This window comes from Pseudomonas sp. PAMC 25886 (genome assembly GCF_000242655.1).
Lineage (GTDB): Bacteria > Pseudomonadota > Gammaproteobacteria > Pseudomonadales > Pseudomonadaceae > Aquipseudomonas.
In genome coordinates, this window is sequence record NZ_AHHC01000028.1 from 1 (window position 1) to 24,653 (window position 24,653).

The window sequence follows — 24,653 nt, forward strand, 5'->3', positions numbered from 1 at the left end:
CGTCGGGCAGGGCGTCGAGCACCTCTGCCGGCAGGCCCCGGCTTTCCGGGCCGAACAGGAAGGCGTCGCCTTCGGCAAAGCTGGCATCATGGAACGGCCGCGAGCCCTTGGTGGTAAACGCGAACAACCGTGGGTGGTTCAGGCTTTCCAGGCAACTGGCGAGGTCGGCGTGGCGCTGCAGGGTGGCGTACTCGTGGTAGTCGAGCCCGGCGCGGCGCAGGCGCTTGTCGTCCATGTCGAAGCCCAACGGTTCGATCAAATGCAGGTGGCAGCCACTGTTGGCGCACAGCCTGATAACGTTGCCGGTATTCGGCGGAATTTCTGGTTGAAAAAGGATGACGTGAAACATGCACGGCTCCGAAGGCAAAGATGCGCTGCATTCTACCCCTGAAGACGACCCGCGACCGAAGCTTCTGCCACGGGTTTTAGGCTCGTTGGCGATTGTCGGCTTGATGGTGGGCCTGATGATCGGCCGGCTGACCACGCCCGACCCGGTTGAGCTGCAGCAGGTGGAGCCTGCCGCTGATGGCCTGGTGGTGTGGTTCAACAGCGAGCCCAAGCTGCACGGCGAACATATCGACGGCACCGTGGCGCTGTTGTTCGACGCGCTGGGCAAGGCTCAGGGCGGGCAACTGAAGGTCAATGACAAGGATGTGAACTGGCGCGTGCGCAAGACCGATGGCGGCTTGCTGCTGAACCTGGTGGCGGCTCGGCCATTGCGCGGGGAGTGGTCGGGGGAGAAGGTCGAGGGGCGCTGGCGGCTGGAGATCCATCTCCGGGAGGAATAAAAGAGGGAATCCCCGGCCTGCCTGTACCAAGGTTCCCAAAACGGGCTGGGGCTATGGGCGCATTGCCTCATAAGCCCCGGGTGTAAAGAAGGGAGTTCCCGGCCTGCCTGTACCAGGGCTCCCAAAACGGGGTGAAGCCAAAGGCTTCGGTGTTAAAGAGGGAATCCCCGGCCTGCCTGTACCGAGGTTCCCGAAACGGGTGTGGGGCGCGACGCGATCCGCATCAAGCACCCCGGGTGTAAAGAGGGGATTCTCGGCCTGCCTGTACCAAGGTCCCCGAAACTGGGTAGTAACAGGGTTATTGCAGGGCGCGTGCCAGAGTTGTGAAGTTGTGCCAAAAAATTTCTTCAGAAAGCGCAAAGCCCCGGAATACGGGGCTTTGGCGTTTTCAGCTTTTAATATTTATTTAACAAGGCATGTGTTTCAGGCGTTGGATCCGTGCGCGATGCCGGTTCGTGGTGCATTGAAGCGGTGCACGGTCGTTAGTCTGGTACAAAACAAATGTGGGAGCTGGCTTGCCTGCGATGGCGCTGTGTCAGTCGATACATCCAGTGACTGACACAGCGCCATCGCGGGCAAGCCCGGCTCCCACATTAGATCTTCAGTGGATCAGGGATTAGTGATCAGGCCTCATCACCTTCGTCATCATCGCCGCCGTCGACCTTCATCCCCAGCTCCTTGATCTTGCGAGTCAGGGTATTGCGGCCCCAGCCCAGCAGCACGGCGGCGTCGCGACGACGACCGGCGGTATGCTTGAGGGCGGTTTCGATCATGATCCGCTCGAAGGCCGGCACAGCGCTGTCCAGCAGGTTCGACTGGCCACGTGCCAACGCCTGGTCAGCCCACTGGCGCAACGCCTGCTCCCAGTTGGTCACCGGTGCCGAATCCTGAGGCAGGCTCAGCAGCTCCGGCGGCAGGTCGCTGATGTGCACTTCGCGCCCCGAAGCCATCACCGTGATCCAGCGGCAGGTGTTCTCCAACTGACGCACGTTGCCCGGCCATGGCAGGTTCTTCAGGTATTCCTCGGTCTCGCTTTTCAGCAGCTTCGGCTCGACGGCCAGCTCCTGGGCGGCGCGGCTGAGGAAGTGACGCGCGAGGGTCGGGATGTCTTCGCGGCGGTCCGACATCCGTGGGATGTGGATGCGGATCACGTTCAGGCGGTGGAACAAGTCTTCACGGAATTTCCCGGCATGCACCAGGGTTTCCAGGTTCTGGTGGGTAGCCGCGATGATGCGTACGTCGACCTTGACCGGCGTGTGCCCGCCTACGCGATAAAACTCGCCGTCTGCCAGTACCCGCAGCAGGCGCGTCTGGGTGTCGGCCGGCATGTCGCCGATTTCATCAAGGAACAGCGTGCCGCCATCGGCCTGTTCAAAACGGCCCCGGCGCAGGTTGGCCGCGCCGGTGAACGCGCCTTTTTCATGGCCGAACAGTTCCGACTCCATCAAGTCCTTCGGAATCGCTGCCATGTTCAGCGCGATAAACGGCGACGCCGCCCGTGGGCTGTGACGGTGCAGGGCGTGGGCCACCAGCTCTTTACCGGTCCCCGATTCGCCGTTGATCAGCACGGTGATGTTCGAGTGGCTCAAACGCCCGATGGCGCGAAACACTTCCTGCATCGCCGGGGCTTCGCCGATGATTTCCGGGGTGCGGGTCAGGGCCGGCGGGGCTTCCTGGTTTTGCTGTTCCTGGGCGTGCTGGTTGGCGCGTTTTACCAGGGCCACCGCTTCGTCCACGTCGAACGGTTTCGGCAGGTATTCAAAGGCGCCGCCCTGATAGGACGCGACAGCGCTGTCCAGGTCCGAGTGCGCGGTCATGATGATCACCGGCAAGCGCGGGTGCTGCTCGCGAATCCGCGCCAGCAAGTCCAGGCCGCTGGCGCCGGGCATGCGGATGTCGGAGATGATCACGTCGGGCTGCTGGCGAGCCAGGCGGCTCATCACCCCGTCGGCGCTGTCGAAGCTCTGGGTGGTCATGCCTTCCTGTTGCAAGGCTTTCTCCAGGACCCAGCGGATAGAACGGTCGTCATCGACGATCCAGACAGTTTCACTACGGCTCATGTCGATGGGGCTCCTTGTTCCAGTGGCAGAAAGATCGAGAACGTGGTGTGGCCGGGATGGCTCTCACACTCGATCAAACCCTGGTGCTGGCTGATGATGTTCTGGGTAATGGCCAGGCCCAGCCCGGTACCGTCCGGGCGGCCGCTGACCATTGGGAAAAAGATGGTTTCCTGCAGTTCGGCCGGGATACCCGGGCCGTTGTCAATGATCTCGACCTTGGTCACCAGGCGATGGCGCACGTGGCCGATGGTGAACTGGCGCAACGCGCGGGTGCGCAGGCTGATGCGGCCCAGGCGCAGTTCGTTCTGGCTGCTGATGGCCTGCATGGCGTTGCGCACGATATTGAGCACCGCCTGGATCATCTGCTCGCGGTCGATCAATACGTCGGGAATGCTTGGGTCGTAGTCGCGCACCAAGGTGATGCAGCCTTGGCTTTCGGCCTCTACCAGTTGGCAAACGCGCTCCAGCACTTCATGCACGTTGGTCATCGCCAGCGACGGCAGTTTGTTGGAGCCGAGCATGCGGTCTACCAGGTTACGCAGACGGTCGGCTTCCTCGATGATGACGTTGGTGTAGTCCTTGAGGTTCTCGTCCGGCAGCTCGCGGGCCAGCAACTGTGCGGCGCCGCGAATCCCGCCCAGCGGGTTCTTGATCTCATGGGCCAGGCCGCGCACCAGCATCTTGCTGGTTTCCTGCTTGGACAGTTGCGCTTCTTCCTTGGTGATGCGCAGCAGGCGATCCCGGGGATGCACCTCCAGCAGCAGCAAGGTGGCGCCGTGGCTCAGGATCGGCGTTACCGCGTAGTCGACGGTCAGGGTCTGGCCGGTGAGGGCGGTGAGCATCGCTTCGCGCTTGGTGAACGGGTGCGCCTGCTCCACGGCCTGGCGCAACGAGCTCAAGGCTTCAGCCGACTCGGTGAACAGTTCGCTGATGAATTGCCCATGGCTGCGCTGTCCGCTGATGGCCAGCAGCATCTCCGCCGCCGGGTTCATGTACTCAAGACGAAGTTCGTCATTGAGTAGAATGGTCGCGGTGGTCAGGTTGTCGAGTAGCAGGCGGTGCAGTGCGTCGCTGATGGTCATTAGGACCTCTTTTGGAGCAAGGCGCGGGCTTGAGGCACACGCTGATACAAGGAAAATGCAAAAACCAAACCAAAGCTCCGAAAAGAAGCGTTAAAGCCCTGAAATGGGGGCTTAAGGCGCGAAACTGTGGCGTTCTGCCAGCTTGAGCGGGAAGTTTCGAACCAAAATGGGTTGCGCAAGTGGGAAGGGTGCAGCGTATCGCACCAATATAGTGCGGTTTGTAGGAGCTGGCTTGCCGGCGATGCAGGCGGCTCGGTTTATCAGGGAGTCTGGGTGCGATCCCATCGCCGGCAAGCCGGCTCCTACAAGAGGCACAGCTCGGCGGTGGCGCGGATCATCGCCAGTTGGTGCAGCGTGTCTTTGGCAGGCGCGTGATTAGCCTGGGCCAGCCATTGCGGACACTGCGGGTTGCTGCGTTCCGGGGTGAAGTCCGCCAGCTGTTGCAGCAGGCGTTTTTGCAGCAGGTCCAGTTCAGGGCGGATCTGGCCGACCAAATCAGGGCGCGGGTCGTTGGGCGCCTTGCCTTTCAGCTGCCAATCGGACAAGTGGGCGTACTGCACCAGTTTGTTCGCCTCGATCTGGGCCGAGAAAAACTGCTCGGCCTGCGCCGGTGCCAGTTTGTAGCTCGGCGCCTGGGCCACGACGCTGGCGATCACGTCCTGTTCCCGCGCACGGTCCTCAACCGGCTTGTGGCTGTCCCATTTGCTCAGGGCCACCTGGTCGGCGATCGCCAGGCGTTCGGCGATGCTGTCGAGTAGAGGGGCGAGGGTGGGTGGTGCGGCCAATACATTGGCGCTGATAGCCAGCAAGATGAACCCAAGTTTGAGTTTCAAGGCAGATCCCTCTTCTGTAGGAGCGAGCTTGCTCGCGATGGTCGTTAACGATAACCCGTAAATATTGAAGAAATGCGGCGTCCTTGAGTTTTTCGCGGGCAAGCCCGCTTCCACAGGGTTTTGCGGGCAAAAAAAAGACCTCCCGAAGGAGGCCTTTTTCATCACGCCACGTTAAGCAGCGCTACCGGATCAGCAGCTGTAGTACAGCTCGTATTCCAGTGGGTGTACGAAGGTGCGGACCTTGATTTCTTCTTCGCTTTTCAGGGCGATGTAGGCATCGATAAAGTCGTCGCTGAACACGCCGCCTTTGGTCAGGAACGCACGGCCCTTGTCCAGCTCTTCCAGGGCTTCTTTCAGGCTGCCGCACACTTGTGGGATCTCTTTGGCCTCTTCAGGCGGCAGGTCGTACAAGTTTTTGTCGGCGGCGTCGCCAGGGTGGATCTTGTTCTGGATACCGTCCAGGCCGGCCATTACCAGGGCAGCGAAGGCCAGGTACGGGTTGGCTGCCGGATCCGGGAAGCGGGCTTCGATACGGCGAGCGCGAGGGCTGGACACGTAAGGAATACGGATCGAAGCGGAACGGTTGCGAGCCGAGTAAGCCAGCATCACTGGAGCTTCGAAACCTGGGACCAGACGCTTGTAGGAGTTGGTCGACGGGTTGGTGAAGCCGTTCAGGGCCTTACCGTGCTTGATGATACCGCCGATGAAGTACAGGGCAGTGTCGGACAGGCCGGCATAACCTTCGCCAGCGAAGGTGTTCTTGCCTTCTTTGGCGATGGACAGGTGAACGTGCATACCCGAACCGTTATCGCCGTACAGAGGCTTAGGCATGAAGGTAGCGGTACGGCCGTAGGCATCAGCCACGTTGTGTACGCAGTACTTCAGGGTCTGAACTTCGTCAGCCTTGGCCACCAGGGTGTTGAACTTCACACCGATTTCGTTCTGGCCGGCAGTCGCCACTTCGTGGTGGTGAACTTCGATGACCAGGCCCATCTCTTCCATGGCGTTGCACATGGAGGTACGGATTTCGTGGTCGTGGTCGAACGGAGGAACCGGGAAGTAGCCGCCTTTGATACCTGGGCGGTGGCCTTTGTTGCCGCCTTCCACGTCCTGGTCCGACATCCACGAACCTTGTTCGGAGAAGATTTTGAACATGGAGCCAGAGATGTCGGACTTGAACTTGACCGAATCAAAGATGAAGAATTCTGGTTCCGGACCTACGAATACGGTGTCGCCGATACCGGTCGACTTCAGGTATTCCTCGGCACGCTTGGCGATCGCACGTGGGTCACGGTCGTAGCCTTGCATGGTCGAAGGCTCGATCACGTCGCAGACGATGATCAGCGTTGGGTCTTCGGTGAACGGGTCGAGTACGGCGGTGCTGTCGTCCGGCATCAGGATCATGTCGGAAGCTTCGATGCCTTTCCAGCCGGCAATGGAGGAGCCGTCGAACATTTTGCCTTCTTCGAAGAAGGCGTCATCCAGCGCGTCGCGAGCCGGCATGGTCACGTGGTGCTGAGTGCCTTTTGTGTCCGTGAAGCGCAGATCAATCCATTTGACGTCATGATCTTTGATGAGTTGAACCGACTTCGACATAGTGTCCTCCGGGTGGCTTCGGGCTGGGGTAGTGGAGTTAGCCCTTAGAATGTGGGTGATGCCGGCGCGAATACTCGACCAAGGCAACCTGCCTCACAAGAGAGCAAATTGCATGCCAGTGCCCCGACATGGGTTTTTTGCCACAAAAACGCCCCTATAAAGGTGCAATCCGCTGAAACGGAATAAATTGCGCACCGCAATGTAGCGTGATTTTTCATTAATGACCCGTTTTGGTGCGCGAAAGGTCGATTGCATATTAACTGGTTAAACCTTGAGCGATTTCCGCTATAATCCGCGCCCCCCTTTTTCGGCTGGGCCTGCGCGCGCTGTTTTCATGAAATTAATCGTTAAAGTCTTCCCCGAGATCACCATCAAGAGCCGACCGGTACGGATGCGTTTCATCCGTCAATTGGCCAAGAACATCCGTGCCGTGCTCCGCGATCTGGACCCGGCTGTGGTGGTGAACGGTGTGTGGGACAATCTCGAGCTGGAAACCCGCCTGACCGACCCCAAGGCCTTGAAGGACATGACCGAGCGCCTGAGCTGCGTGCCGGGCATCGCGCATTTCCTGCAAGTCGACGAGTACCCGCTGGGCGACTTCGACGACATCACCGAAAAGTGCAAACAGCACTACGGTGATGTGCTGGCAGGCAAGGTGTTTTCGGTGCGTTGCAAACGTGCCGGCAAGCATCCGTTCAGCTCCATGGATGTCGAGAAATACGTTGGCAGCAAGCTGCGTCGCGAGTGCGGCGCAGCCGGAATTTCCCTGAAAGAGCCGCAAATTGAAGTGCGGATGGAAATTCGCGACCAACGGTTGTTTGTGATCCACAGCCAGCACGACAGCATCGGCGGCTACCCGCTGGGCGCCCTGGAACAGACCCTGGTATTGATGTCCGGCGGTTTCGATTCCACCGTTGCGGCCTACCAGATCATGCGCCGCGGGCTGATGAGCCACTTCTGCTTCTTTAACCTGGGCGGGCGTGCACACGAATTGGGCGTGATGGAAGTCGCGCATTACATCTGGAAGAAGTACGGCAGCTCGCAACGGGTGCTGTTTGTCAGCGTACCGTTCGAGGAAGTCCTGGGAGAAATTCTCGGGAAAGTCGATAACAGTCATATGGGCGTAGTATTGAAGCGTATGATGTTGCGCGCTGCGTCCCGAATCGCGGATCGGCTGGAAATCGACGCACTGGTGACCGGTGAAGCGATTTCCCAGGTGTCCAGCCAGACCCTGCCGAACCTGTCATTGATCGACTCTGTGACCGAGAAGCTGGTATTGCGCCCGCTGATCGCCAGTCACAAGCAAGACATCATCGACCTGGCGACCCAGATCGGCACGGCGGATTTCGCCAAGCACATGCCGGAATATTGCGGGGTCATCTCGGTGAACCCCAAGACCCACGCCAAGCGCAACCGCGTGGAGTACGAAGAACAACAGTTCGACATGGCGGTTCTCGAGCGTGCGCTGGAGAACGCCAAACTGGTGCCGATCGATCGGGTTATCGACGAATTGGGCCAGGATTTGCAGATCGAAGAAGTCAGCGAGGCTCTGGCCGGTCAGATCATCATCGACATCCGTCACCCGGATGCCGCTGAAGACGAGCCGCTGGAAATTGCTGGCATCGACGTACAAACGCTGCCGTTCTATGCATTGAATGCGCGTTTCAAGGAACTGGATGACAGCCGTCAGTACCTGTTGTATTGCGACAAAGGCGTGATGAGTCGCCTGCATGCCCACCATTTGCTCAGTGAGGGGCATGCCAATGTGCGCGTTTATCGACCGAGCTAAGAGCCCGGGGCTGTTTGCCTGTGGCCTGCGTCACCGGCCCCCCGACTCTGCCGTCAAGCTGTAACGGCAAGGCCTGACTCTACTGTTAATCGCTGCCACGACCTGTCAGCACACCGAATCCTCTGATCGAGATACACAAGTGATCGAAAATCTACGCAACATCGCCATCATTGCCCACGTTGACCATGGTAAGACCACCCTGGTAGACAAACTCTTGCGTCAATCCGGCACCCTGGAGCGCAACGAGCTCAACGACGAGCGCGTGATGGACTCCAACGACCAGGAGAAAGAGCGCGGTATTACCATTCTGGCGAAAAACACCGCCATCAACTGGAACGGCTACCACATCAACATCGTGGATACCCCGGGCCACGCCGACTTCGGCGGCGAAGTTGAACGCGTAATGTCGATGGTTGACTCCGTTCTGCTGCTGGTTGACGCTCAAGACGGCCCTATGCCGCAAACCCGTTTCGTGACCAAGAAGGCTTTCGAAGCCGGCCTGCGTCCGATCGTGTGCATCAACAAGGTTGACCGTCCAGGCGCGCGTCCGGACTGGGTTCTGGACCAGATCTTCGACCTGTTCGACAACCTGGGTGCCACCGAAGAACAGCTGGACTTCAAAGTCGTCTACGCCTCGGCCCTGAACGGCATTGCCGGTCTGGAACACACCGACATGGCTGAAGACATGACCCCGCTGTACCAGTCGATCGTCGACAACGTACCGGCGCCGAAAGTTGACCGTGAAGGCCCGTTCCAGATGCAAATCTCGGCACTGGACTACAACAGCTTCCTGGGTGTTATCGGTGTTGGCCGTATCGCTCGTGGCAGCGTCAAGCCGAACACTCCGGTTGTCGCCATCGGCGCCGACGGCAAGAAACGCAACGGCCGTATCCTGAAGCTGATGGGTCACCACGGTCTGCACCGTATCGACGTTGAAGAAGCGTTTGCCGGTGACATCGTGTGCGTGAGCGGTATGGACTCGCTGTTCATCTCCGACACCCTGTGCCAGCCGGACAACGTCGAGGCGATGAAGCCTCTGACCGTTGACGAGCCAACCGTTTCCATGACCTTCCAGGTAAACGACTCGCCTTTCTGCGGTAAAGAAGGCAAGTTCGTGACTTCCCGTAACATCAAGGAACGTCTGGACAAAGAGCTGCTGTACAACGTTGCTCTGCGCGTTGAAGAAGGCGACTCGGCTGACAAGTTCAAGGTTTCCGGCCGTGGTGAGCTGCACCTCTCGGTACTGATCGAAACCATGCGTCGCGAAGGCTTCGAAATGGGCGTCGGTCGTCCTGAAGTGATCATCCGTCAGGTTGACGGCGTGAAGCAGGAACCGTTTGAAAACGTCACCATCGACACCCCTGAAGAATCCCAGGGCAAGGTCATGGAAGAGATGGGCCTGCGTAAGGGCGACCTGACCAACATGGTGCCGGATGGCAAAGGCCGTGTGCGTCTGGAATACAACATCCCTGCTCGTGGTCTGATCGGTTTCCGTAACCAGTTCCTGACCCTGACCAACGGTGCTGGCATCCTGACCTCGATCTTCGATCGCTACGACACCATGAAGTCCGGCGACATGTCTGGTCGTCAGAACGGTGTTCTGGTATCGGTAGAAACCGGCAAGGCGCTGACCTACTCCCTGGAAACCCTCCAGGCGCGTGGCAAGCTGTTCGTTGAGCACGGTCAAGAGATCTACAACGGTCAGATCGTTGGTCTGAACAGCCGTGACAACGACATGGGCGTCAACCCAACCAAAGGCAAGAAGCTCGACAACATGCGTGCTTCGGGCAAAGACGAAACCATCGCTCTGGTTCCACCTGTTCGCTTCACCCTGGAACAGGCCCTGGAATTCATCCAGGACGACGAGCTGTGCGAAGTTACGCCTAAGTCGATCCGCCTGCGTAAGAAGATCCTGGACGAAGGCGAGCGTACCCGCGCTGCCAAGAAAGCCAAGAACTGAGTTAACTCAGGCTGAATGAAAAACGCCCCCGGTCGAAAGGCCGGGGGCGTTTTTTTATGCCTGCAATAGCTGTAGTGGCTGCGACGGCCTCATCGCGGGCAAGCCCGGCTCCCACATTTTGATATGTGAACACATTCAACTGTGGGAGCTGGCTTGCCTGCGATAGGGCCCTCAAGGCCCCACAAAAATCTGGATCAGAACTTGTCGAGGGTCTTGAAGTTGGTCTCGCGCACCACTTCCTTCGGCTTGTACGCGCAATACCCTGGACGCGGTCCGATTTTCGGGTGATTGCGGCAAGTATCCGGGCGCTTGTCATAAATAGTGCAGAAGCGGCTCTTACGATCCAGGTACAGGCAATCGTTGTTGCTCATGCGCTGCAGGGTAAAGATCTCGGATTTGGCGTTGAAGCGCTCGACGATGCCTTCTTTCTGCAAGCGCTTGGCGATGTTCTTCGGCGGGTCGCCACGCTCGAACTCATCGACGATGCCGATACGGATCAGGTCCTTGATCTTCACCTCAACCGGCAGGGTGCAGCAGCTCGACACACAGCCGCCACACATGTGGCTTGAGTATTTCTGCCAGGTCTCGAGACGGTCGAGTTCCGCGGCGGCGATCAGTTGAGGCTTCATCAGGTTTCCAAGAGGGGTGTTATCCGGCGCGGGATCATACCGGAATTGGTGTTTTTTTGAACAATATCTTCCGGGTTTCAGCTCGAAGGCAGTGTCGGGCAACAAACGGGCACGGCCCCTGCATCAAATTCCCGCAAAGGTGAATGAGTTAAAAAACTGCCGAACCAGAGCGTCTACCGTCTGTCAGACCGTCTAGGCTCTAGCAACTCCTTCTATCTCGCCCGAGGTCGCATCGATGTCTCAGGAACCGCTTGTACGAGAAGCAGAGGTAGCCGCATTTCGCGATGCCGTCTTGACCAAACTTACCTACGCGGTGGGCAAGGACCCCGATCACGCCTTCGACCACGACTGGTTCGAAGCCATTGCACTGGCCGCCCGCGACCATATGGTCGACCACTGGATGGACCACACGCGGCACATCTACCGCAAGGGGCAGAAGCGGGTCTATTACCTCTCGCTGGAATTCCTGATCGGCCGTCTGCTCTACGACAGCCTGAGCAACCTCGGCCTGCTGGACGTGGCCCGTGAGGCCATGAGCGAGCTGGGCGTGGACATGGAGCGCATTCGCCTGCTGGAGCCCGACGCGGCCCTGGGCAACGGTGGCCTTGGCCGCCTGGCTGCATGCTTTATGGAAAGCATGTCGACCCTGGGCATTGCCGGCCACGGTTATGGCATTCGTTATGAGCACGGGCTGTTCCGCCAGGCGATTGTCGATGGCTGGCAGCAGGAGCAAACCGAGCGCTGGCTGGATTTCGGCAACCCGTGGGAATTCGAGCGCGCCGAAGTGATCTACCCGATCGGCTTTGGCGGCGGCGTGGAAACCCTGCTGGACGCGTCCGGCAAGTCGATCCAGGTCTGGTCGCCGAATGAAACCGTGCGTGCGGTAGCCTACGACACTCCGGTGGTCGGCTGGCGCGGCGCCAGTGTCAACACCTTGCGCCTGTGGCGTGCCCGGGCCGTGGAAGACCTGCACCTGGAGCGCTTCAACGCCGGTGATCACCTGGGCGCTGTGGCCGAGGTAGCCCGTGCCGAAAGCATCTCCCGGGTGCTTTACCCGGCCGACAGCACCGAAGCAGGGCAGGAACTGCGCCTGCGCCAGGAATACTTCTTCGTCTCCGCCTCGTTGCAGGACCTGCTGCGTCGCCACAAAAACATGCACGGCTCGGTCCTGAGCCTGGGCGAACACGCGGCCATCCAGCTCAACGACACGCACCCGTCGATCGCGGTGGCCGAGTTGATGCGCCAGTTGGTGGACCTGCACGATATCCCGTGGGATGCCGCCTGGGATGTCACCGTCGAGACCCTGTCGTACACCAACCACACCTTGCTGCCCGAGGCGTTGGAGACCTGGCCGGTGGGCTTGATGGAACGCATGCTGCCGCGGCACATGCAGATCATCTACCTGATCAACGCTCAACATATCGACTCGCTGCGGGCCAAGGGCATCCACGACTTCGACGTGCTGCGCGCCGTGTCGCTGATCGAGGAAGACAACGGCCGCCGCGTGCGCATGGGCAACCTGGCGTTCCTCGGTTCCCACAGCGTCAACGGCGTGTCCGGCCTGCATACCCAGCTGATGCGCAGTACGGTGTTCTCCGAACTGCACAAGCTCTACCCGGACCGCATCAATAACAAAACCAACGGCATTACCTTCCGCCGCTGGCTGTACCAGGCCAACCCCAAACTCACCGCGATGCTGGTGGAAGCCCTGGGTCCGGACGTACTGGATAACCCCGAGCAGCGCCTGGTGGACCTGGAACCGTTTGCCGAGAAGCAAGCCTTCCGCAAGGCCTTCGCCGAACAGCGCCTGCACAGTAAACGGGCACTGGCCGACATCATTCACGAGCGCCTGGGGATTTCGGTCAACCCGGCGGCGATGTTTGATGTGCAGGTCAAGCGGATCCACGAGTACAAGCGCCAGCTGTTGAACCTGCTGCACACCGTCGCGCTGTACCAGGCGATTCGTGCCGAGCCGGGCACCGACTGGGTCCCTCGGGTGAAGATCTTCGCCGGCAAGGCGGCGGCCAGTTATCACCAGGCCAAGCTGATCATCAAGCTGACCAACGACATCGCCCGTACAGTCAACAACGACCCGACGGTGCGCGGGTTGCTCAAGGTGGTGTTCCTGCCCAACTACAACGTCAGCCTGGCGGAAAGCATCATTCCGGCGGCCGACCTGTCGGAGCAGATTTCCACCGCCGGGTTTGAAGCGTCCGGCACCAGTAACATGAAATTCGGCCTTAACGGCGCGCTGACTATCGGCACTATGGACGGTGCCAACGTCGAGATGCACGAGCGCGTGGGTGCCGACCACATGTTCATCTTCGGCCTCAGCGCCCAGCAGGTAGAAGCGCGCAAACACGCCGGTGAGTTCAATGCCGGGCCGGAAATCGCCGCGTCCCATCGCTTGAACGATGTGCTGCAAGCGATTCGCGGCGGGGTGTTCTCGCCGGATGATCCGGGCCGTTATGCCGGGTTGGTGGACTCGCTGATCGACTACGACCGCTTCCTGGTCTGTGCCGACTTCGATTCCTACTGGGATGCCCAAGCGCGGGTCGAGGCGCACTGGCACGATTCCAAGGAATGGTGGCGCTCGGCGGTGCTCAACACCGCGCGCATGGGCTGGTTCTCGTCGGACCGGACCATCCGCGAATACGCGACGGAGATCTGGAAAGCGTTGGATTAGACACCGCAATGCAAAATGTGGGAGTGGGCTTGCTGTGGTGAGAGGGCAAGCCCGCTCACCACAGCAAGTCCCGCTGCCACATGGGCCCCGTGTCGATATACTAGGTCTCGGTTTGCTTAGGGATATCGACCATGCAATGGATTTTCATGCTGATTGGCCTGGTGCTCGGCTGGACGCTCGACGAGTCGTTCAGTGATGCGGGCATTGGTGCGCTGCTCGGCTTGGGCATTGGCCAGGCGATCCGCCTGTCGATGCTCGCCTCGCGTACGGAGGAGCAAGGCCGTCAGCTGGAGTCTGCCCGCAACGCCCTGAAAGTCGTTGAGCAACGCCTGGCCTTGCTGGAAAGGCCCGCTGCCGTTGAAATTCCCGAACCGATCCTTGTCGAAGCGCCGCCGCCGGTAACGGCGTCGCCTGAACTCGTCTGGGAATTACCCGCCGAATTGGAACCTGCGTACGCAACGGTAGCGGCCGAGCCCAGCCAGCCATTGCCGGCTGACGTCTGGCGGGCTGAGCCGAGCGAACGCATTCCTGAGCAACCTGCCGCGCCTGCGGTACCTCGTGGCCCCAACTTCATCGAGCGCGCCATCAGCGGCGCACGCAACTGGCTGTTCGGCGGCAACACCGTGCTGCGGGTCGGCGTGGTGCTGCTGTTCCTTGGCCTGGCCTTCCTGCTGCGGTACGCCACTGAAGGCATGGTGGTGCCGATCGAGCTGCGTTATGCGGGCGTTGCCGGTTGTGCGTTGGCCTTGCTGGGCCTGGGGTGGTGGCTGCGGCTGCGCAACAGCAATTACGGGTTGATGCTGCAAGGCACCGGCATCGCCGTGCTCTACCTGACTGTGTTCGCTGCCATGCGCCTGCACCCGCTGCTCGATCCCGGCGCCGCACTGGGGTTGCTGGTGGCGGTCACGGTGTTCTCGGCGATTCTGGCAATTACCCAGGACGCCCTCGGCCTGGCTTGCGCCGCTGCCCTTGGCGGTTTTGCGGCACCGATCCTCACGTCCACCGGCGCCGGCAACCATGTGGCGCTGTTCAGCTATTTTGCGCTGCTGAACGCGGGCATCCTCGCCATCGCCTGGTTCAAGGCCTGGCGCTTGCTCAACCTGATCGGTTTTGTCGGCACTTTTGGCATCGGCTTCGCCTGGGGCCTGCGCTCCTACACGCCGGAACTGCTGTGGAGCACCGAGCCGTTCCTGATTCTGTTTTTCCTGATGTACCTCGGCATTGGCCTGTTGTTCGCCCGGCGCAAGTTGTTGGAGATGAGCGACGCGCCGGACGATGACAGCCGTGGCGCATTGCTGCGCTGGTCGGCGGCCAAGGGCGATTACGTCGACGGCAGCCTGCTGTTCGGTCCGCCGCTGGTGGGCTTCGGTTTGCAGTTTGCGCTGGTGCAGCACCTGGAGTTTGCCGCTGCGTTCAGTGCGCTGGCCCTGGGCATTATCTACATGAGCCTGGCCCGTTTGCTGAGTGGCGGGCGCGCCTTGCTGCTGGCGGAAACCTGCCTGGCGCTGGGGGTGATTTTCGCCAGCCTGGCGATTCCCTTGGGCCTCGACGCGCGCTGGACGGCGGCGGCCTGGGCCGTGGAAGGCGCCGGGATTTTCTGGCTTGGCTTGCGCCAGCAGCGGCCTTTGGCGCGGGCGTTTGGCTTGTTGTTGCAAGTCGGCTCGGCGCTCGCGTTCCTCAGCGAGTTGCGGGTTGGCGACACCCGTCTGTTGGATGGCGCACCTCTGGGCGCTCTGTTGCTGGGCGCGGCCTTGCTGTTCAGTTTCCACCAACTGCGCAAGGCAGCGGCTGAGCAGTCGGCGCAGTGGGAGCGTCGTGGCTTGCCGGTATTGGCCAGTGTCGGCCTGGGCTTCCTGTACCTGCTGGCGCCGTTGCTGCTGTTGACCCAAGGCACGGCCATCAGTTGGGCAATTGCCGGCCTTGCGACCTTGCTGGTCGGCCTGCGCATCGGCTCGCGCACGTTCCTCTTTACTGCGTTCGCCGTGCAATTGCTCGGTGGCGCGCTGTTCCTGTTGCGCCTTCAGGCGGGCGCTGATTCAGGCGCCGTGTTCAGTGCCGGCTGGAGCGGGCTGCTCACCGCATCGCTGATTGGCCTGGCCTTGATCGGCGGCATGCTGCTGGCGGCGCGGGACAGCATGGTGCGCAGCGATGTGCGGTTGTTGCGCGGCCTGTCGGTGGTGCTGTTGGCCGGGTTGGTGCTGATCAACCTCGCGGTGCTGTTCGTGCTGCCGTGGGAGACCGCCAGTGGCGTGTGGGCGGCCAGTGGTTTGTTGATTATCTGGCTGAGTCTCTACCTGCAGCAGCGGGTCAGTTTTGTCTTCGGGTTGTTGCTGCAAATCATCGGTGGCGCTTCGTTCCTGATCGCGGTGCCGGACTTGCTCGGGCCACTGACCCGCGAAGGCTTGCGTCCTTTGGGCCATAGCGGTTTCTGGACGCCGATGGTGCTCGGGCTGGCGGCGCTGATCGGTGCCTGGCGTTTGCAGCGCCGGCCTCATGCGCCGGTGTTCGAGGCGTTGAGTTTGCAGCGGCTGTCCGACGTGCTGCTGGTGTGGGGCGCGGCCTGGTGGACGTTGGCTTTGGTCAGCGAAGTGCTGCGTTTTGCGCCACCGATGCTGCAAGGCACCTGGCTGCTGGCGGTGGCGGCCGTGAGTGTGGCGATCTGGGCGGTGTTGGCCCGGCGCCTGCAATGGCCGTCGCTGGGCTTGTTGTGCACGCTGTTGATGCCGGCGGCGGGCGTGGTGTTGCTGGGCTCGTGGGGCTCGCGTTATCACCCGGCGGCGAATTTCGCCTGGCTGGCGTGGGTGGCGGTATTTGCGGTGCACTTCGTGTCACTGCGGCGCCTGGCCTTGGTCATCCCGGAGAAAGCCCTCAGCGCTGCGCACGTGCTCGGCTGCTGGCTGCTGATTGGCGTGCTGGCGCTGGAGTTGCGCTACGGCCTGTTGCTGCTGTCCGAGGAATACAACGCCTGGCGCTGGCTGGGGTGGGCGATTCTGCCGAGCCTGTACCTGGTACTGGCCGCTGTGCCGCGCAGTTGGCCGTGGCCGGTGTCGGCGTACCCGCGCGAGTACCGGTTGTATGCCGCGTTGCCTCTGGCGGTGTTGATGCTGGGCTGGTTCTGGCTGGCGAACATCTTCAGCGACGGCACCGCCGAGCCGCTGCCGTATGTGCCGCTGCTTAACCCGCTGGATATTGGATTGCTGTTCGCGCTGCTGGGTGTGTACCTGTGGTTCCGCAGCGCCGCACCCCAGCGCGGGCCACGCGCCGAGCTGATCGCCCAAGCAGTCGCCGGAGTGTCGTTGTTCGCCTTCTTCACCGCCCTGGTGATGCGCACGGCTCACCATTGGGGCGGGGTGCCGTTCCATCTGGATGCGTTGCTGGAATCGATGCTGGTACAGGCCGGGCTGTCGATTGTCTGGACCCTGATTGCCCTGAGCCTGATGATCGGTGGGCATCTGCGGCATCGGCGTGAGGTGTGGCTGATCGGTGCGGTGTTGATTGCGGTGGTGGTCGCCAAATTGTTCTTCGTCGAACTGAGCAACCGTGGCGGGCTGGCGCGGATCGTATCGTTTATCGGTGTGGGCGGGCTGTTGCTGGTGGTGGGCTATTTCGCCCCGCTGCCACCCAAGCGTGCCGAACGGGTGGTTGAATCTGAAGGAGTGGTCTCTTGATGGGCAAGCTGAGTGTGGCGCTGTTGGGGTTGTGCACAACGTGTTCGGCCTTGGCCCAGGAAACCCCGGCCGATTTCACCACGCGGGTGCCGCTGACAGTCAGCGGCGAAGGCCCGTGGTACCGCCTGGAACTGCCGCTGGCGGTGCAATTGAGCGCCCGCCAGGCCGACCTGAGTGACGTACGGGTGTTCAACGCCGCCGGCGAGCCCCAGGCCTACGCGCTGGCGCGGCAGTCGGCGCAAAGCACCGAAAGCCGCAGCCTGTCCAACGTGAAGTGGTTCCCGCTGTACGCCGCGGCCGACTCCGCTGAAGCCGTGCCCAGTGTGCGCGTGCAATCCACTTCCACCGGCACGTTGGTGCAGGTGCAGCCGCCGAGCCAGCTGGAAGCGGGCGAAGAAGTGCTGCGCGGCTGGTTGCTCGATGCCAGCGGGATCAAGGCGCCGTTGCAGCAGCTGATCCTCGACTGGACCAGCGAGCGCGACGGCTTCCAGCGCTTCAGCATCGAAGCCAGCGACGACTTGCAGCACTGGCGCTCGTGGGGCGAAGGGCAGGTGGCGCGGCTGTCGTTTGCCGATGAGCGCGTCGAGCAGCATGAAGTGAGTTTGCCAGGGCAATCGGCGCGTTATCTGCGCCTGCTGTGGAAAGGCCAGGCCGCACCGGCGCTGACGTCGGCGCAGTTGGAGAGCGTCAGTGCCCATAGCTTGCCGTTGCCGCTGGTGTGGTCGCAGCCACTGTCGGGTACCCGTCTCAAGGCGGGCGAATACAGCTGGCAGTTGCCCAATGCGCTGAACGTCGAACGTTTGCGCATCGACTTGAGCCAACCCAACAGCCTCGCGCCAGTCACCTTGTCGGGTCGCCGGGAAAGCAATCAGGCCTGGCAGCCCTTGAGCAGCGGTTTGCTCTACCGGCTGACGCAAAATGGCCAGGACGTTTTACAGAACGAATTGCAGCTGCCGGGCCACGCCGTTGCGCAGCTCAAGCTCGACGTGGATGAGCGCGGCGGTGGCCTGGGAGTGGAGGCGCCGACCTTGAGCTTTGCAGTGCGCGCCACGCAGTTGGTGTTCCTGGCACGGGGCGAGCCGCCGTTCATCCTGGCCTTGGGCAACCCGTCGGTGAAGGGGGCGAACTTGCCGCTGTCGACGTTGATCCCGGATTACAGCGTCGAACGCCTCGCAGGGCTTGGGCAGGCCAAGGCGGCGGGGGCGGTGGTGGTGACATCGCCCGCGGTTGCGGCGCCTATTGATGCCGGGCCGAACTGGAAAAAGCTCGGTCTTTGGGCCGTGCTGCTGCTCGGTGTGGCGGCGTTGGGCGCCATGGCCTACAGTTTGCTGCGCAAGCCGCCGGTGGCACGTTAAATAAAGTCCATGAACTCTATTGGGTTTAAATCCTCTCATATGAGGAAATACGCCCCGACTCGCGTTAAACTGCGCGGGTTTTTAGCCCCCCATTTCCGGAGCCTTCCATGTCCCGCGTTACCCTGAGTCGCTATTTGATCGAGCAGACCCGCAGCAACAACACGCCTGCCGATCTGCGCTTCCTTATCGAAGTGGTGGCGCGTGCTTGCAAGGAAATCAGCCACGCCGTCTCCAAAGGCGCGCTGGGCGGCGTCCTGGGCAGCATGGGCACTGAAAACGTACAAGGCGAAGTGCAGAAAAAGCTCGACGTGATTTCCAACGAAATCCTGCTCGAAGCCAACGAATGGGGCGGCCACCTGGCCGGCATGGCGTCCGAAGAAATGGACAATGCCTACCAGATCCCGGGCAAGTACCCGAAAGGCGCGTACCTGTTGGTATTCGACCCGCTGGACGGTTCGTCGAACATCGACATCAACGCACCGGTCGGCACCATCTTCTCGGTACTGCGTTGCCCGAGCGAATACCTGAGCCAGAACGAAGCCCTGAACGAAAAGGCCTTCCTGCAGCCAGGCACCGAGCAGGTCGCTGCCGGTTATGCGATCTACGGCCCGCAAACCATGCTGGTGCTGACCCTGGGCGACGGCGTCAAGGGCTTCACCCTGGACCGTGAAATGGGCAGCTTCGTGCTGACCCACGAAGACATCTCCATCCCGGCGAGCACCCAGGAATTCGCCATCAACATGTCCAACCAGCGTCACTGGGAAGCGCCGGTACAGCGCTACGTGAACGAGTTGATGGAAGGCGAAGAAGGCCCGTTGAAGAAGAACTTCAACATGCGCTGGGTGGCTGCGATGGTTGCCGACGTGCACCGCATCCTGACCCGTGGTGGCCTATTCATGTACCCACGTGACAGCCGCGAGCCGTCCAAGCCGGGCAAACTGCGCCTGATGTACGAAGCCAACCCGATGTCGTTCCTGGTTGAGCAGGCGGGCGGTGCGTCCACCGACGGCCACCAGCGCATCCTCGACATCCAGCCCGAAGGCCTGCACCAGCGTGTGGCGGTGTTCCTGGGTTCGAAGGAAGAAGTTGAGCGTGTGACTGGTTACCACAAGGCGTAAGTCTTGCGGTAAGCAAAAGCCCCGAAGCATTTCAGTGTTTTCGGGGCTTTTTTGTTTATTGAATAAGGCGTTTCAGCAGCAGCGACTGCAGGTTTTTCCGTGTGTCCGCGATGATATGGACGTAGATGGTTTTATCTCTGACTTCATAAATAATCCGATTCATTTCACACACGACCTGCCGGTACTGACTGAGGTTGAGCCTCTCAATCTCTTCTGGCATTGAGCCCGCGTAAGGCTGGGTTTCGATGCGGCGCAAAGCTTGCTTCAATGAATCATAGGTTTGTTGCCAGGATGCTGCGGAAAATTGGCGGGTCAGATAGGACTTGATTTCTTTGAGATCAGATTTAGCAGAATGAAGAATCTCAACCCTGAAATTCATTGTGCTTCGTCCCTGTCCAGCTCTGCGAACACGTCCTCCATTTCTTGAAACTGACCCAATTCAATCTGGCGGTTTCCCAAAGCGAGTAGCTTTAACAGAGCCATGGTCTCTTCTTGCTCTTCAAAACTCTTCACATCCATCACAACCAGCTTGGCCTCACCATTTTGGGTGATGACCAACGGTTCGCGGCTTTCAGTGAGGTTTTTCACAATCTCGGCGGTGTGGCTTTTCAAGTAGCTAATAGGTTTGATCTGGGAAGAGAGTTTCATTGGGTGGTCCTGTCTCAAAGGAAGGACTGATTTTAGTCTTTATTCAGTCCTATGTATTGAGGGGATAGTCGATTATTCAGCGGGTGCGACGAAAGGCACGCCCATCCAGAAACCCTATGAATCTTTGGAAAAACACCACCCTGGCAGAAAAAAGAAATACCACCCCCCATCGGGAACCAGACACCTCTTTTCCCTTCTAAGCTTCTGGCAGACCCCCAAGCTGCTTCGTCTCTCCAGGAGTTTTTCCATGTCGTTACGCCGTCTTGCCCTGTTGTCGTTTTGCGTGCTTCTGGCCGCTTGCAGCAAGGTCACTCAAGAAAATTACGCAAAACTGTCGGCCGGCATGGCCAAGGCCGAGGTTGAGTCGTTGCTGGGTAAGCCGACTGATTGTTCTGGCGCGCTGGGTATGTCCAGTTGCACGTGGGGCGATAAAAACAGCTTTATCAGCGTGCAATACGCCGGTGACAAAGTACTGATTTTTTCCGGGCAAGGCCTGAAGTAAACCGGGGCGAAAGCCTGCGGGAGAAAAACAACATGATGCGTTTTGTTTTATACCTCTGTGCCAGCCTGTTTTTGGCGGGCTGCGCCAGCCATTCTGGCGATGATCTGCAACCCAAGACGGTTGGCAGCGTGAACCTCAAGCGTTACCAGGGCACCTGGTATGAGTTGGCCCGTCTGCCGATGTACTTCCAGCGCAATTGTGCGCAGTCCGAAGCCCGCTACACGTTGTTGCCCGATGGCAACATGTCGGTGTTCAACCGCTGCCTGACGCCTGAATGGAAGTGGCAGGAAGCCAAGGGCACAGCAACGCCGCAGGTCGCCGGCAAGACTGACAAACTGTGGGTCGAATTCAATAACTGGTTCACCTCGCTGTTGCCGGGCGTGGCCAAGGGCGATTACTGGGTGCTGTACGTCAGCGATGACTACAAGACCGCCATTGTCGGCAGCCCGAGCCGGCGCTACATGTGGTTGTTGTCCCGCACGCCGACCGTCAGCGCCGACACTCGCGAAGACCTGCTGAGCAGGGCGCGGCAACAGGGGTATGACACTACCCGGTTGATCTGGCGGACGTCGGACAAGCAGATGGCAAAGACTTCGCAGTAACTGAAGAGCGCTACCATTCCAATGTGGGAGCTGGCTTGCCTGCGATAGCGGTGTTGGATTCACAACGGCTATCGCAGGCAAGCCAGCTCCCACATTTTGTTATGTGTCGTCTCTTAGCCCAACAAATCCCGCAAGACCTGGGTAAACGCCCGGCTGCTGTCTTCTTCAGCCGCGTGATGCCCGTCGCGAATCACCAACTTCCCGTTGACCAGCACGTCCCGCACCTGGCGATCACCACCGGCAAACAGCCAGCGATTGAGAATCCCGTCTTCGTTCGCGGTCGCCAGGTACGGATCGTTGCCGTCCAGTACCAGCCAATCAGCCCGTTTGCCCACTTCCAGGCGCCCAATCGGCTGCCCCAGCGCTTCGGCTCCGCCGTCCAGCGCGGCATCGAACAGCGTACGGCCGACCATCGGCTGATCGCTGCGATACAGCCGGTTGCGCCGCTGGTCCCGCAGGCGCTGCCCATATTCCAGCCAGCGCAGTTCTTCCACCACGCTCAGTGATACGTGGCTGTCGGAACCAATCCCCATGCGCCCGCCCTGGGCCAGGAAATCCACCGCCGGGAAAATCCCGTCGCCCAGGTTGGCTTCGGTGGTCAGGCACAGCCCGGCAATCGCCCGGCTCTTGGCCATCAACGTCACTTCTTCCGGATTGGCATGGGTGGCGTGCACCAGGCACCAGCGCTGATCCACTTCAACATTGTCATACAGCCATTGCAGCGGACGCTTGCCGCTCCAGGCCAGGCAGTCGTCGACTTCCTTTTGCTGCTCGGCGATGTGGATGTGTACCGGGCACGCCTTGTCGCTGGCGGCCAGCACTTCGCTGATCTGTTGTGGCGTGACGGCGCGCAGCGAGTGGAAGCACAGACCCAGTTGCTGCGCCGGTTGCGCGGCCAGAATCGGTTGCAGGCGTGCCTGCAGGTTCAGGTAGTGCTCGGTGCTGTTGATAAAGCGCCGCTGGCCTTCATTGGGTGCCTGGCCGCCGAAACCGGAATGGCTGTACAGCACCGGCAACAACGTCAGGCCGATACCGCTGCTGGCGGCGGCCTGGCTGATTTGCCGCGACAGCTCCGCAGGGTCGGCATAGGGCTGGCCGCTGACGTCGTGGTGCACGTAGTGAAATTCGGCCACCGAGGTGTAGCCGGCCTTGAGCATCTCGATGTACAGCTGGCGCGCAATGACCTGCAGTTGGTCGGGGCTGATCTTGCCCACCATGCGATACATCAAGTCGCGCCAGGTCCAGAAGCTGTCATTCGGGTTGCCGGCCACTTCCGCCAGCCCGGCCATTGCCCGCTGGAACGCATGGGAATGCAGGTTCGGCATGCCCGCCAACACAGGGCCTCTCAGCCGTTCGGCACCGTCTGCACTGGCGTTGGGCTCAACCTGGGTCAGCAGGCCGTCGGCGCTGACTTCAAGACGTACATCATTGGCCCATCCATTAGGCAGCAGCGCGCGTTCGGCAAAGAAAGCGGACATGATTAAGGCACCCCGGTCGTGTGTTTATTTGTATATACATATACAGACGTTTGCCTGCTCGGTAAACTCCGGCAAGCTATGCTTCTTTTTCACTTACAAGGATTTCCTGTGCCGACTCCGCCCGCCAAGTCTCCACTGGCTGCCCACATGGACGAAAGTCCGGCGCCCTTGTATGCCCGCGTCAAACAGATGATCAGCCAGCAGATTCTCAACGGCAACTGGCCGCCGCACTACCGCGTGCCGTCGGAAAGCGAGTTGGTCAACCAGTTGGGCTTCAGCCGCATGACCATCAACCGCGCCTTGCGCGAGTTGACGGCCGAAGGCCTGCTGGTGCGAATGCAGGGCGTGGGCACGTTTGTCGCCGAGCCCAAGAGCCAGTCGGCCCTGTTTGAGGTGCACAACATTGCCGATGAGATCGCCTCCCGCGGCCATCGCCATACCTGCAAAGTCATCACCCTCGGTGAGGAAGCGGCCGGTTCCGAGCGCGCCGTCGCCCTGGAAATGCGCGAAGGCGGGCGGGTGTTCCACTCGCTGATCGTGCACTACGAAAACGACATTCCGGTGCAAATCGAAGACCGTTTCGTCAACGCCCTGGTAGCGCCGGAATACCTGCAGCAGGATTTTACCCAGCAAACGCCTTATGCCTACCTCAACCAGGTGGCGCCGCTGACCGAAGGCGAGCACGTGGTGGAAGCGATCCTCGCCGACGCCCATGAGTGCAAGCTGCTGCAAATCGAAACCAGCGAGCCGTGCCTGTTGATTCGCCGCCGGACCTGGTCTGGCCGCCAGCCGGTAACGGCCGCGCGTTTGATCCACCCCGGTTCCCGTCATAGCCTGGAAGGACGTTTCAGTAAATGAGTTCGATGAAAGTCTGGCGCGCCACCGATTACGTCCGCATGCCGTGGAAAAACGGCGGCGGCAGCACTGAAGAAATCACCCGTGATGCAGGCGAGGGCCTGGACGGTTTTGGCTGGCGCCTGTCGATTGCCGATATCGCCGAGTCGGGCGGGTTCTCTACCTTCGCCGGGTACCAGCGCATCATCACTGTGCTGCAAGGCTCGGGCATGGTGCTGACGGTGGATGGCGAGGAACAGCGCGGGTTGTTACCGCTGCAGCCCTTCCCGTTCAAGGGTGACAGCCAGGTGTCCTGCCGATTGATCGGCGGCCCGATCCGCGATTTCAACCTGATCTATTCACCGCAGCGCTATCAGGCGCGGTTGCAGTGGATGGACGGTACGCAGCGCTTCTTCAGTGCCGCGCACACCGTGCTGGTATTCAGTGTGGCCGACGAGGTGAAGGTGCTCGGTGAGCGGCTGAACCGTCATGACTGCCTGCAAGTGGACGGTAACACCGGCCTGCTGGACGTCAGCGTCACCGGCCGTTGCTGCGTCATCGAACTGACCTCAGCTGCTTAAACGGGTGGGGGCCCTTCCCCCCACATGTTGTTTCCCTCTTTCCGCACCAACTTGTTACCGAACGCCCCAGCATGGCGCAAAGCCCTGCCTCGGTGACAAGTCTCCCGCGCTGTAAAAATCCTCTGTAAGAAAATTCATCAAGCGGCGAGGCCTTATTTTCCAAGGCTTTCACCCTCATCCCGGAAAAATCTTCAAACCTTGCGCGCAAAGTTGGCCGCTTGATTGCATATGCTTGTATGTACAAGTAAAGATGTGTGCGTAAGAGTCCATGGACATCCTCTTCGCACCCATCATGTTCGCGCATTGATCGTTGAGGATTTTTTTGTGACCAAGCCTACGAAGTACCGTGACGTTGAAATCCGTGCCGCACGCGGCAACACGCTGACCGCCAAAAAGCTGGCTGACTGAAGCGCCGCTGCGCATGCTGATGAACAACCTTGACCC

At 60.4% G+C, this 24,653-nt stretch carries 20 protein-coding genes and 1 pseudogene; 12 read left to right on the forward strand and 9 right to left on the reverse strand.

Going from position 1 to position 24,653, the window contains the following annotated elements; translation table 11 throughout:
* Positions 1-349, reverse strand: a 349-nt coding sequence (locus MUM_RS0108765) for a tRNA (cytidine(34)-2'-O)-methyltransferase (RefSeq protein WP_010169102.1), incomplete at its 3' end; no start/stop codon positions are given.
* On the opposite strand from MUM_RS0108765, the gene MUM_RS0108770 reads away from it, so the two are divergent.
* Positions 348-788 (forward strand): hypothetical protein, encoded by a 441-nt coding sequence (locus MUM_RS0108770; protein ID WP_010169104.1) that lies wholly within the window; start codon positions 348-350, stop codon positions 786-788. The genes MUM_RS0108765 and MUM_RS0108770 overlap by 2 nt on opposite strands.
* A gap of 623 nt (positions 789-1,411) precedes the next feature.
* Here the strand turns inward: MUM_RS0108770 and ntrC are convergent.
* The 4 genes from ntrC to glnA all read right to left on the reverse strand — a co-directional run bounded on the left by ntrC (position 1,412) and on the right by glnA (position 6,359).
* Entirely contained in the window at positions 1,412-2,848 is a 1,437-nt protein-coding gene (gene ntrC, locus MUM_RS0108775; RefSeq protein ID WP_008435682.1) for a nitrogen regulation protein NR(I), read from the reverse strand.
* On the reverse strand, positions 2,845-3,930 hold the full coding sequence (gene glnL, locus MUM_RS0108780; RefSeq protein ID WP_003218001.1) for a nitrogen regulation protein NR(II): 1,086 nt from the start codon (positions 3,928-3,930) through the stop codon (positions 2,845-2,847). The genes ntrC and glnL overlap by 4 nt, the downstream gene beginning before the upstream one ends.
* Positions 3,931-4,232: 302 nt before the next feature.
* Positions 4,233-4,763: a chorismate mutase gene (locus MUM_RS0108785; protein WP_010169107.1), complete on the reverse strand. Its 531-nt coding sequence runs from the start codon at positions 4,761-4,763 to the stop codon at positions 4,233-4,235.
* A gap of 189 nt (positions 4,764-4,952) precedes the next feature.
* Complete coding sequence (glnA, locus tag MUM_RS0108790) at positions 4,953-6,359, reverse strand: glutamate--ammonia ligase (protein ID WP_003217999.1); 1,407 nt, start codon at positions 6,357-6,359, stop codon at positions 4,953-4,955.
* A gap of 334 nt (positions 6,360-6,693) precedes the next feature.
* On the opposite strand from glnA, the gene thiI reads away from it, so the two are divergent.
* Together thiI and typA are read left to right on the forward strand one after the other, a co-directional pair.
* Positions 6,694-8,148: a tRNA uracil 4-sulfurtransferase ThiI gene (gene thiI, locus MUM_RS0108795; protein WP_023659343.1), complete on the forward strand. Its 1,455-nt coding sequence runs from the start codon at positions 6,694-6,696 to the stop codon at positions 8,146-8,148.
* Between the two features lie 139 nt (positions 8,149-8,287).
* Positions 8,288-10,108, forward strand: a complete 1,821-nt coding sequence (gene typA / locus MUM_RS0108800) for a translational GTPase TypA (protein ID WP_003217997.1) — start codon at positions 8,288-8,290, stop codon at positions 10,106-10,108.
* A 194-nt stretch (positions 10,109-10,302) separates the two neighbouring features.
* On the opposite strand, the gene MUM_RS0108805 is transcribed toward typA, so the two are convergent.
* Positions 10,303-10,737, reverse strand: a complete 435-nt coding sequence (locus MUM_RS0108805) for a YkgJ family cysteine cluster protein (RefSeq protein ID WP_010169110.1) — start codon at positions 10,735-10,737, stop codon at positions 10,303-10,305.
* A 235-nt stretch (positions 10,738-10,972) separates the two neighbouring features.
* On the opposite strand from MUM_RS0108805, the gene MUM_RS0108810 reads away from it, so the two are divergent.
* The 4 genes from MUM_RS0108810 to MUM_RS0108825 all read left to right on the forward strand — a co-directional run bounded on the left by MUM_RS0108810 (position 10,973) and on the right by MUM_RS0108825 (position 19,564).
* Positions 10,973-13,423: a glycogen/starch/alpha-glucan phosphorylase gene (locus MUM_RS0108810; RefSeq protein WP_010169111.1), complete on the forward strand. Its 2,451-nt coding sequence runs from the start codon at positions 10,973-10,975 to the stop codon at positions 13,421-13,423.
* Between the two features lie 131 nt (positions 13,424-13,554).
* Complete coding sequence (locus MUM_RS0108815) at positions 13,555-17,091, forward strand: DUF2339 domain-containing protein (protein ID WP_010169112.1); 3,537 nt, start codon at positions 13,555-13,557, stop codon at positions 17,089-17,091.
* Complete coding sequence (locus MUM_RS0108820) at positions 17,091-18,446, forward strand: DUF3999 domain-containing protein (protein ID WP_010169113.1); 1,356 nt, start codon at positions 17,091-17,093, stop codon at positions 18,444-18,446. The genes MUM_RS0108815 and MUM_RS0108820 overlap by 1 nt, the downstream gene beginning before the upstream one ends.
* Before the next feature lie 107 nt (positions 18,447-18,553).
* Positions 18,554-19,564 carry a class 1 fructose-bisphosphatase gene (locus tag MUM_RS0108825; protein ID WP_010169114.1) on the forward strand — a complete coding sequence of 337 codons (1,011 nt, stop codon included), beginning with the start codon at positions 18,554-18,556 and terminating at the stop codon, positions 19,562-19,564.
* A 55-nt stretch (positions 19,565-19,619) separates the two neighbouring features.
* On the opposite strand, the gene MUM_RS0108830 is transcribed toward MUM_RS0108825, so the two are convergent.
* Together MUM_RS0108830 and MUM_RS0108835 are read right to left on the reverse strand one after the other, a co-directional pair.
* Positions 19,620-19,943 (reverse strand): type II toxin-antitoxin system RelE/ParE family toxin, encoded by a 324-nt coding sequence (locus MUM_RS0108830; protein WP_010169116.1) that lies wholly within the window; start codon positions 19,941-19,943, stop codon positions 19,620-19,622.
* Positions 19,940-20,212: a type II toxin-antitoxin system Phd/YefM family antitoxin gene (locus tag MUM_RS0108835; protein ID WP_010169118.1), complete on the reverse strand. Its 273-nt coding sequence runs from the start codon at positions 20,210-20,212 to the stop codon at positions 19,940-19,942. Before MUM_RS0108835 ends, MUM_RS0108830 begins: the two co-directional genes overlap by 4 nt.
* Positions 20,213-20,459: 247 nt before the next feature.
* Between MUM_RS0108835 and MUM_RS0108840 the strand changes: the two genes are divergently transcribed.
* Both MUM_RS0108840 and MUM_RS0108845 read left to right on the forward strand, forming a co-directional pair.
* Complete coding sequence (locus tag MUM_RS0108840; RefSeq protein WP_010169120.1) at positions 20,460-20,714, forward strand: hypothetical protein; 255 nt, start codon at positions 20,460-20,462, stop codon at positions 20,712-20,714.
* A 32-nt stretch (positions 20,715-20,746) separates the two neighbouring features.
* Entirely contained in the window at positions 20,747-21,316 is a 570-nt protein-coding gene (locus MUM_RS0108845; RefSeq protein ID WP_003217984.1) for a lipocalin family protein, read from the forward strand.
* Between the two features lie 113 nt (positions 21,317-21,429).
* Here the strand turns inward: MUM_RS0108845 and MUM_RS0108850 are convergent, their stop codons facing one another.
* Positions 21,430-22,794, reverse strand: a complete 1,365-nt coding sequence (locus MUM_RS0108850; RefSeq protein ID WP_010169123.1) for a formimidoylglutamate deiminase — start codon at positions 22,792-22,794, stop codon at positions 21,430-21,432.
* A gap of 78 nt (positions 22,795-22,872) precedes the next feature.
* On the opposite strand from MUM_RS0108850, the gene hutC reads away from it, so the two are divergent.
* The 3 genes and pseudogenes from hutC to MUM_RS1000000134715 all read left to right on the forward strand — a co-directional run.
* Complete coding sequence (gene hutC / locus MUM_RS0108855; RefSeq protein ID WP_177324994.1) at positions 22,873-23,652, forward strand: histidine utilization repressor; 780 nt, start codon at positions 22,873-22,875, stop codon at positions 23,650-23,652.
* Positions 23,649-24,209 carry a HutD/Ves family protein gene (locus MUM_RS0108860; protein ID WP_010169126.1) on the forward strand — a complete coding sequence of 187 codons (561 nt, stop codon included), beginning with the start codon at positions 23,649-23,651 and terminating at the stop codon, positions 24,207-24,209. The genes hutC and MUM_RS0108860 overlap by 4 nt, the downstream gene beginning before the upstream one ends.
* 324 nt (positions 24,210-24,533) lie before the next feature.
* Positions 24,534-24,653: pseudogene (locus tag MUM_RS1000000134715) on the forward strand (hypothetical protein); the annotation flags it as partial.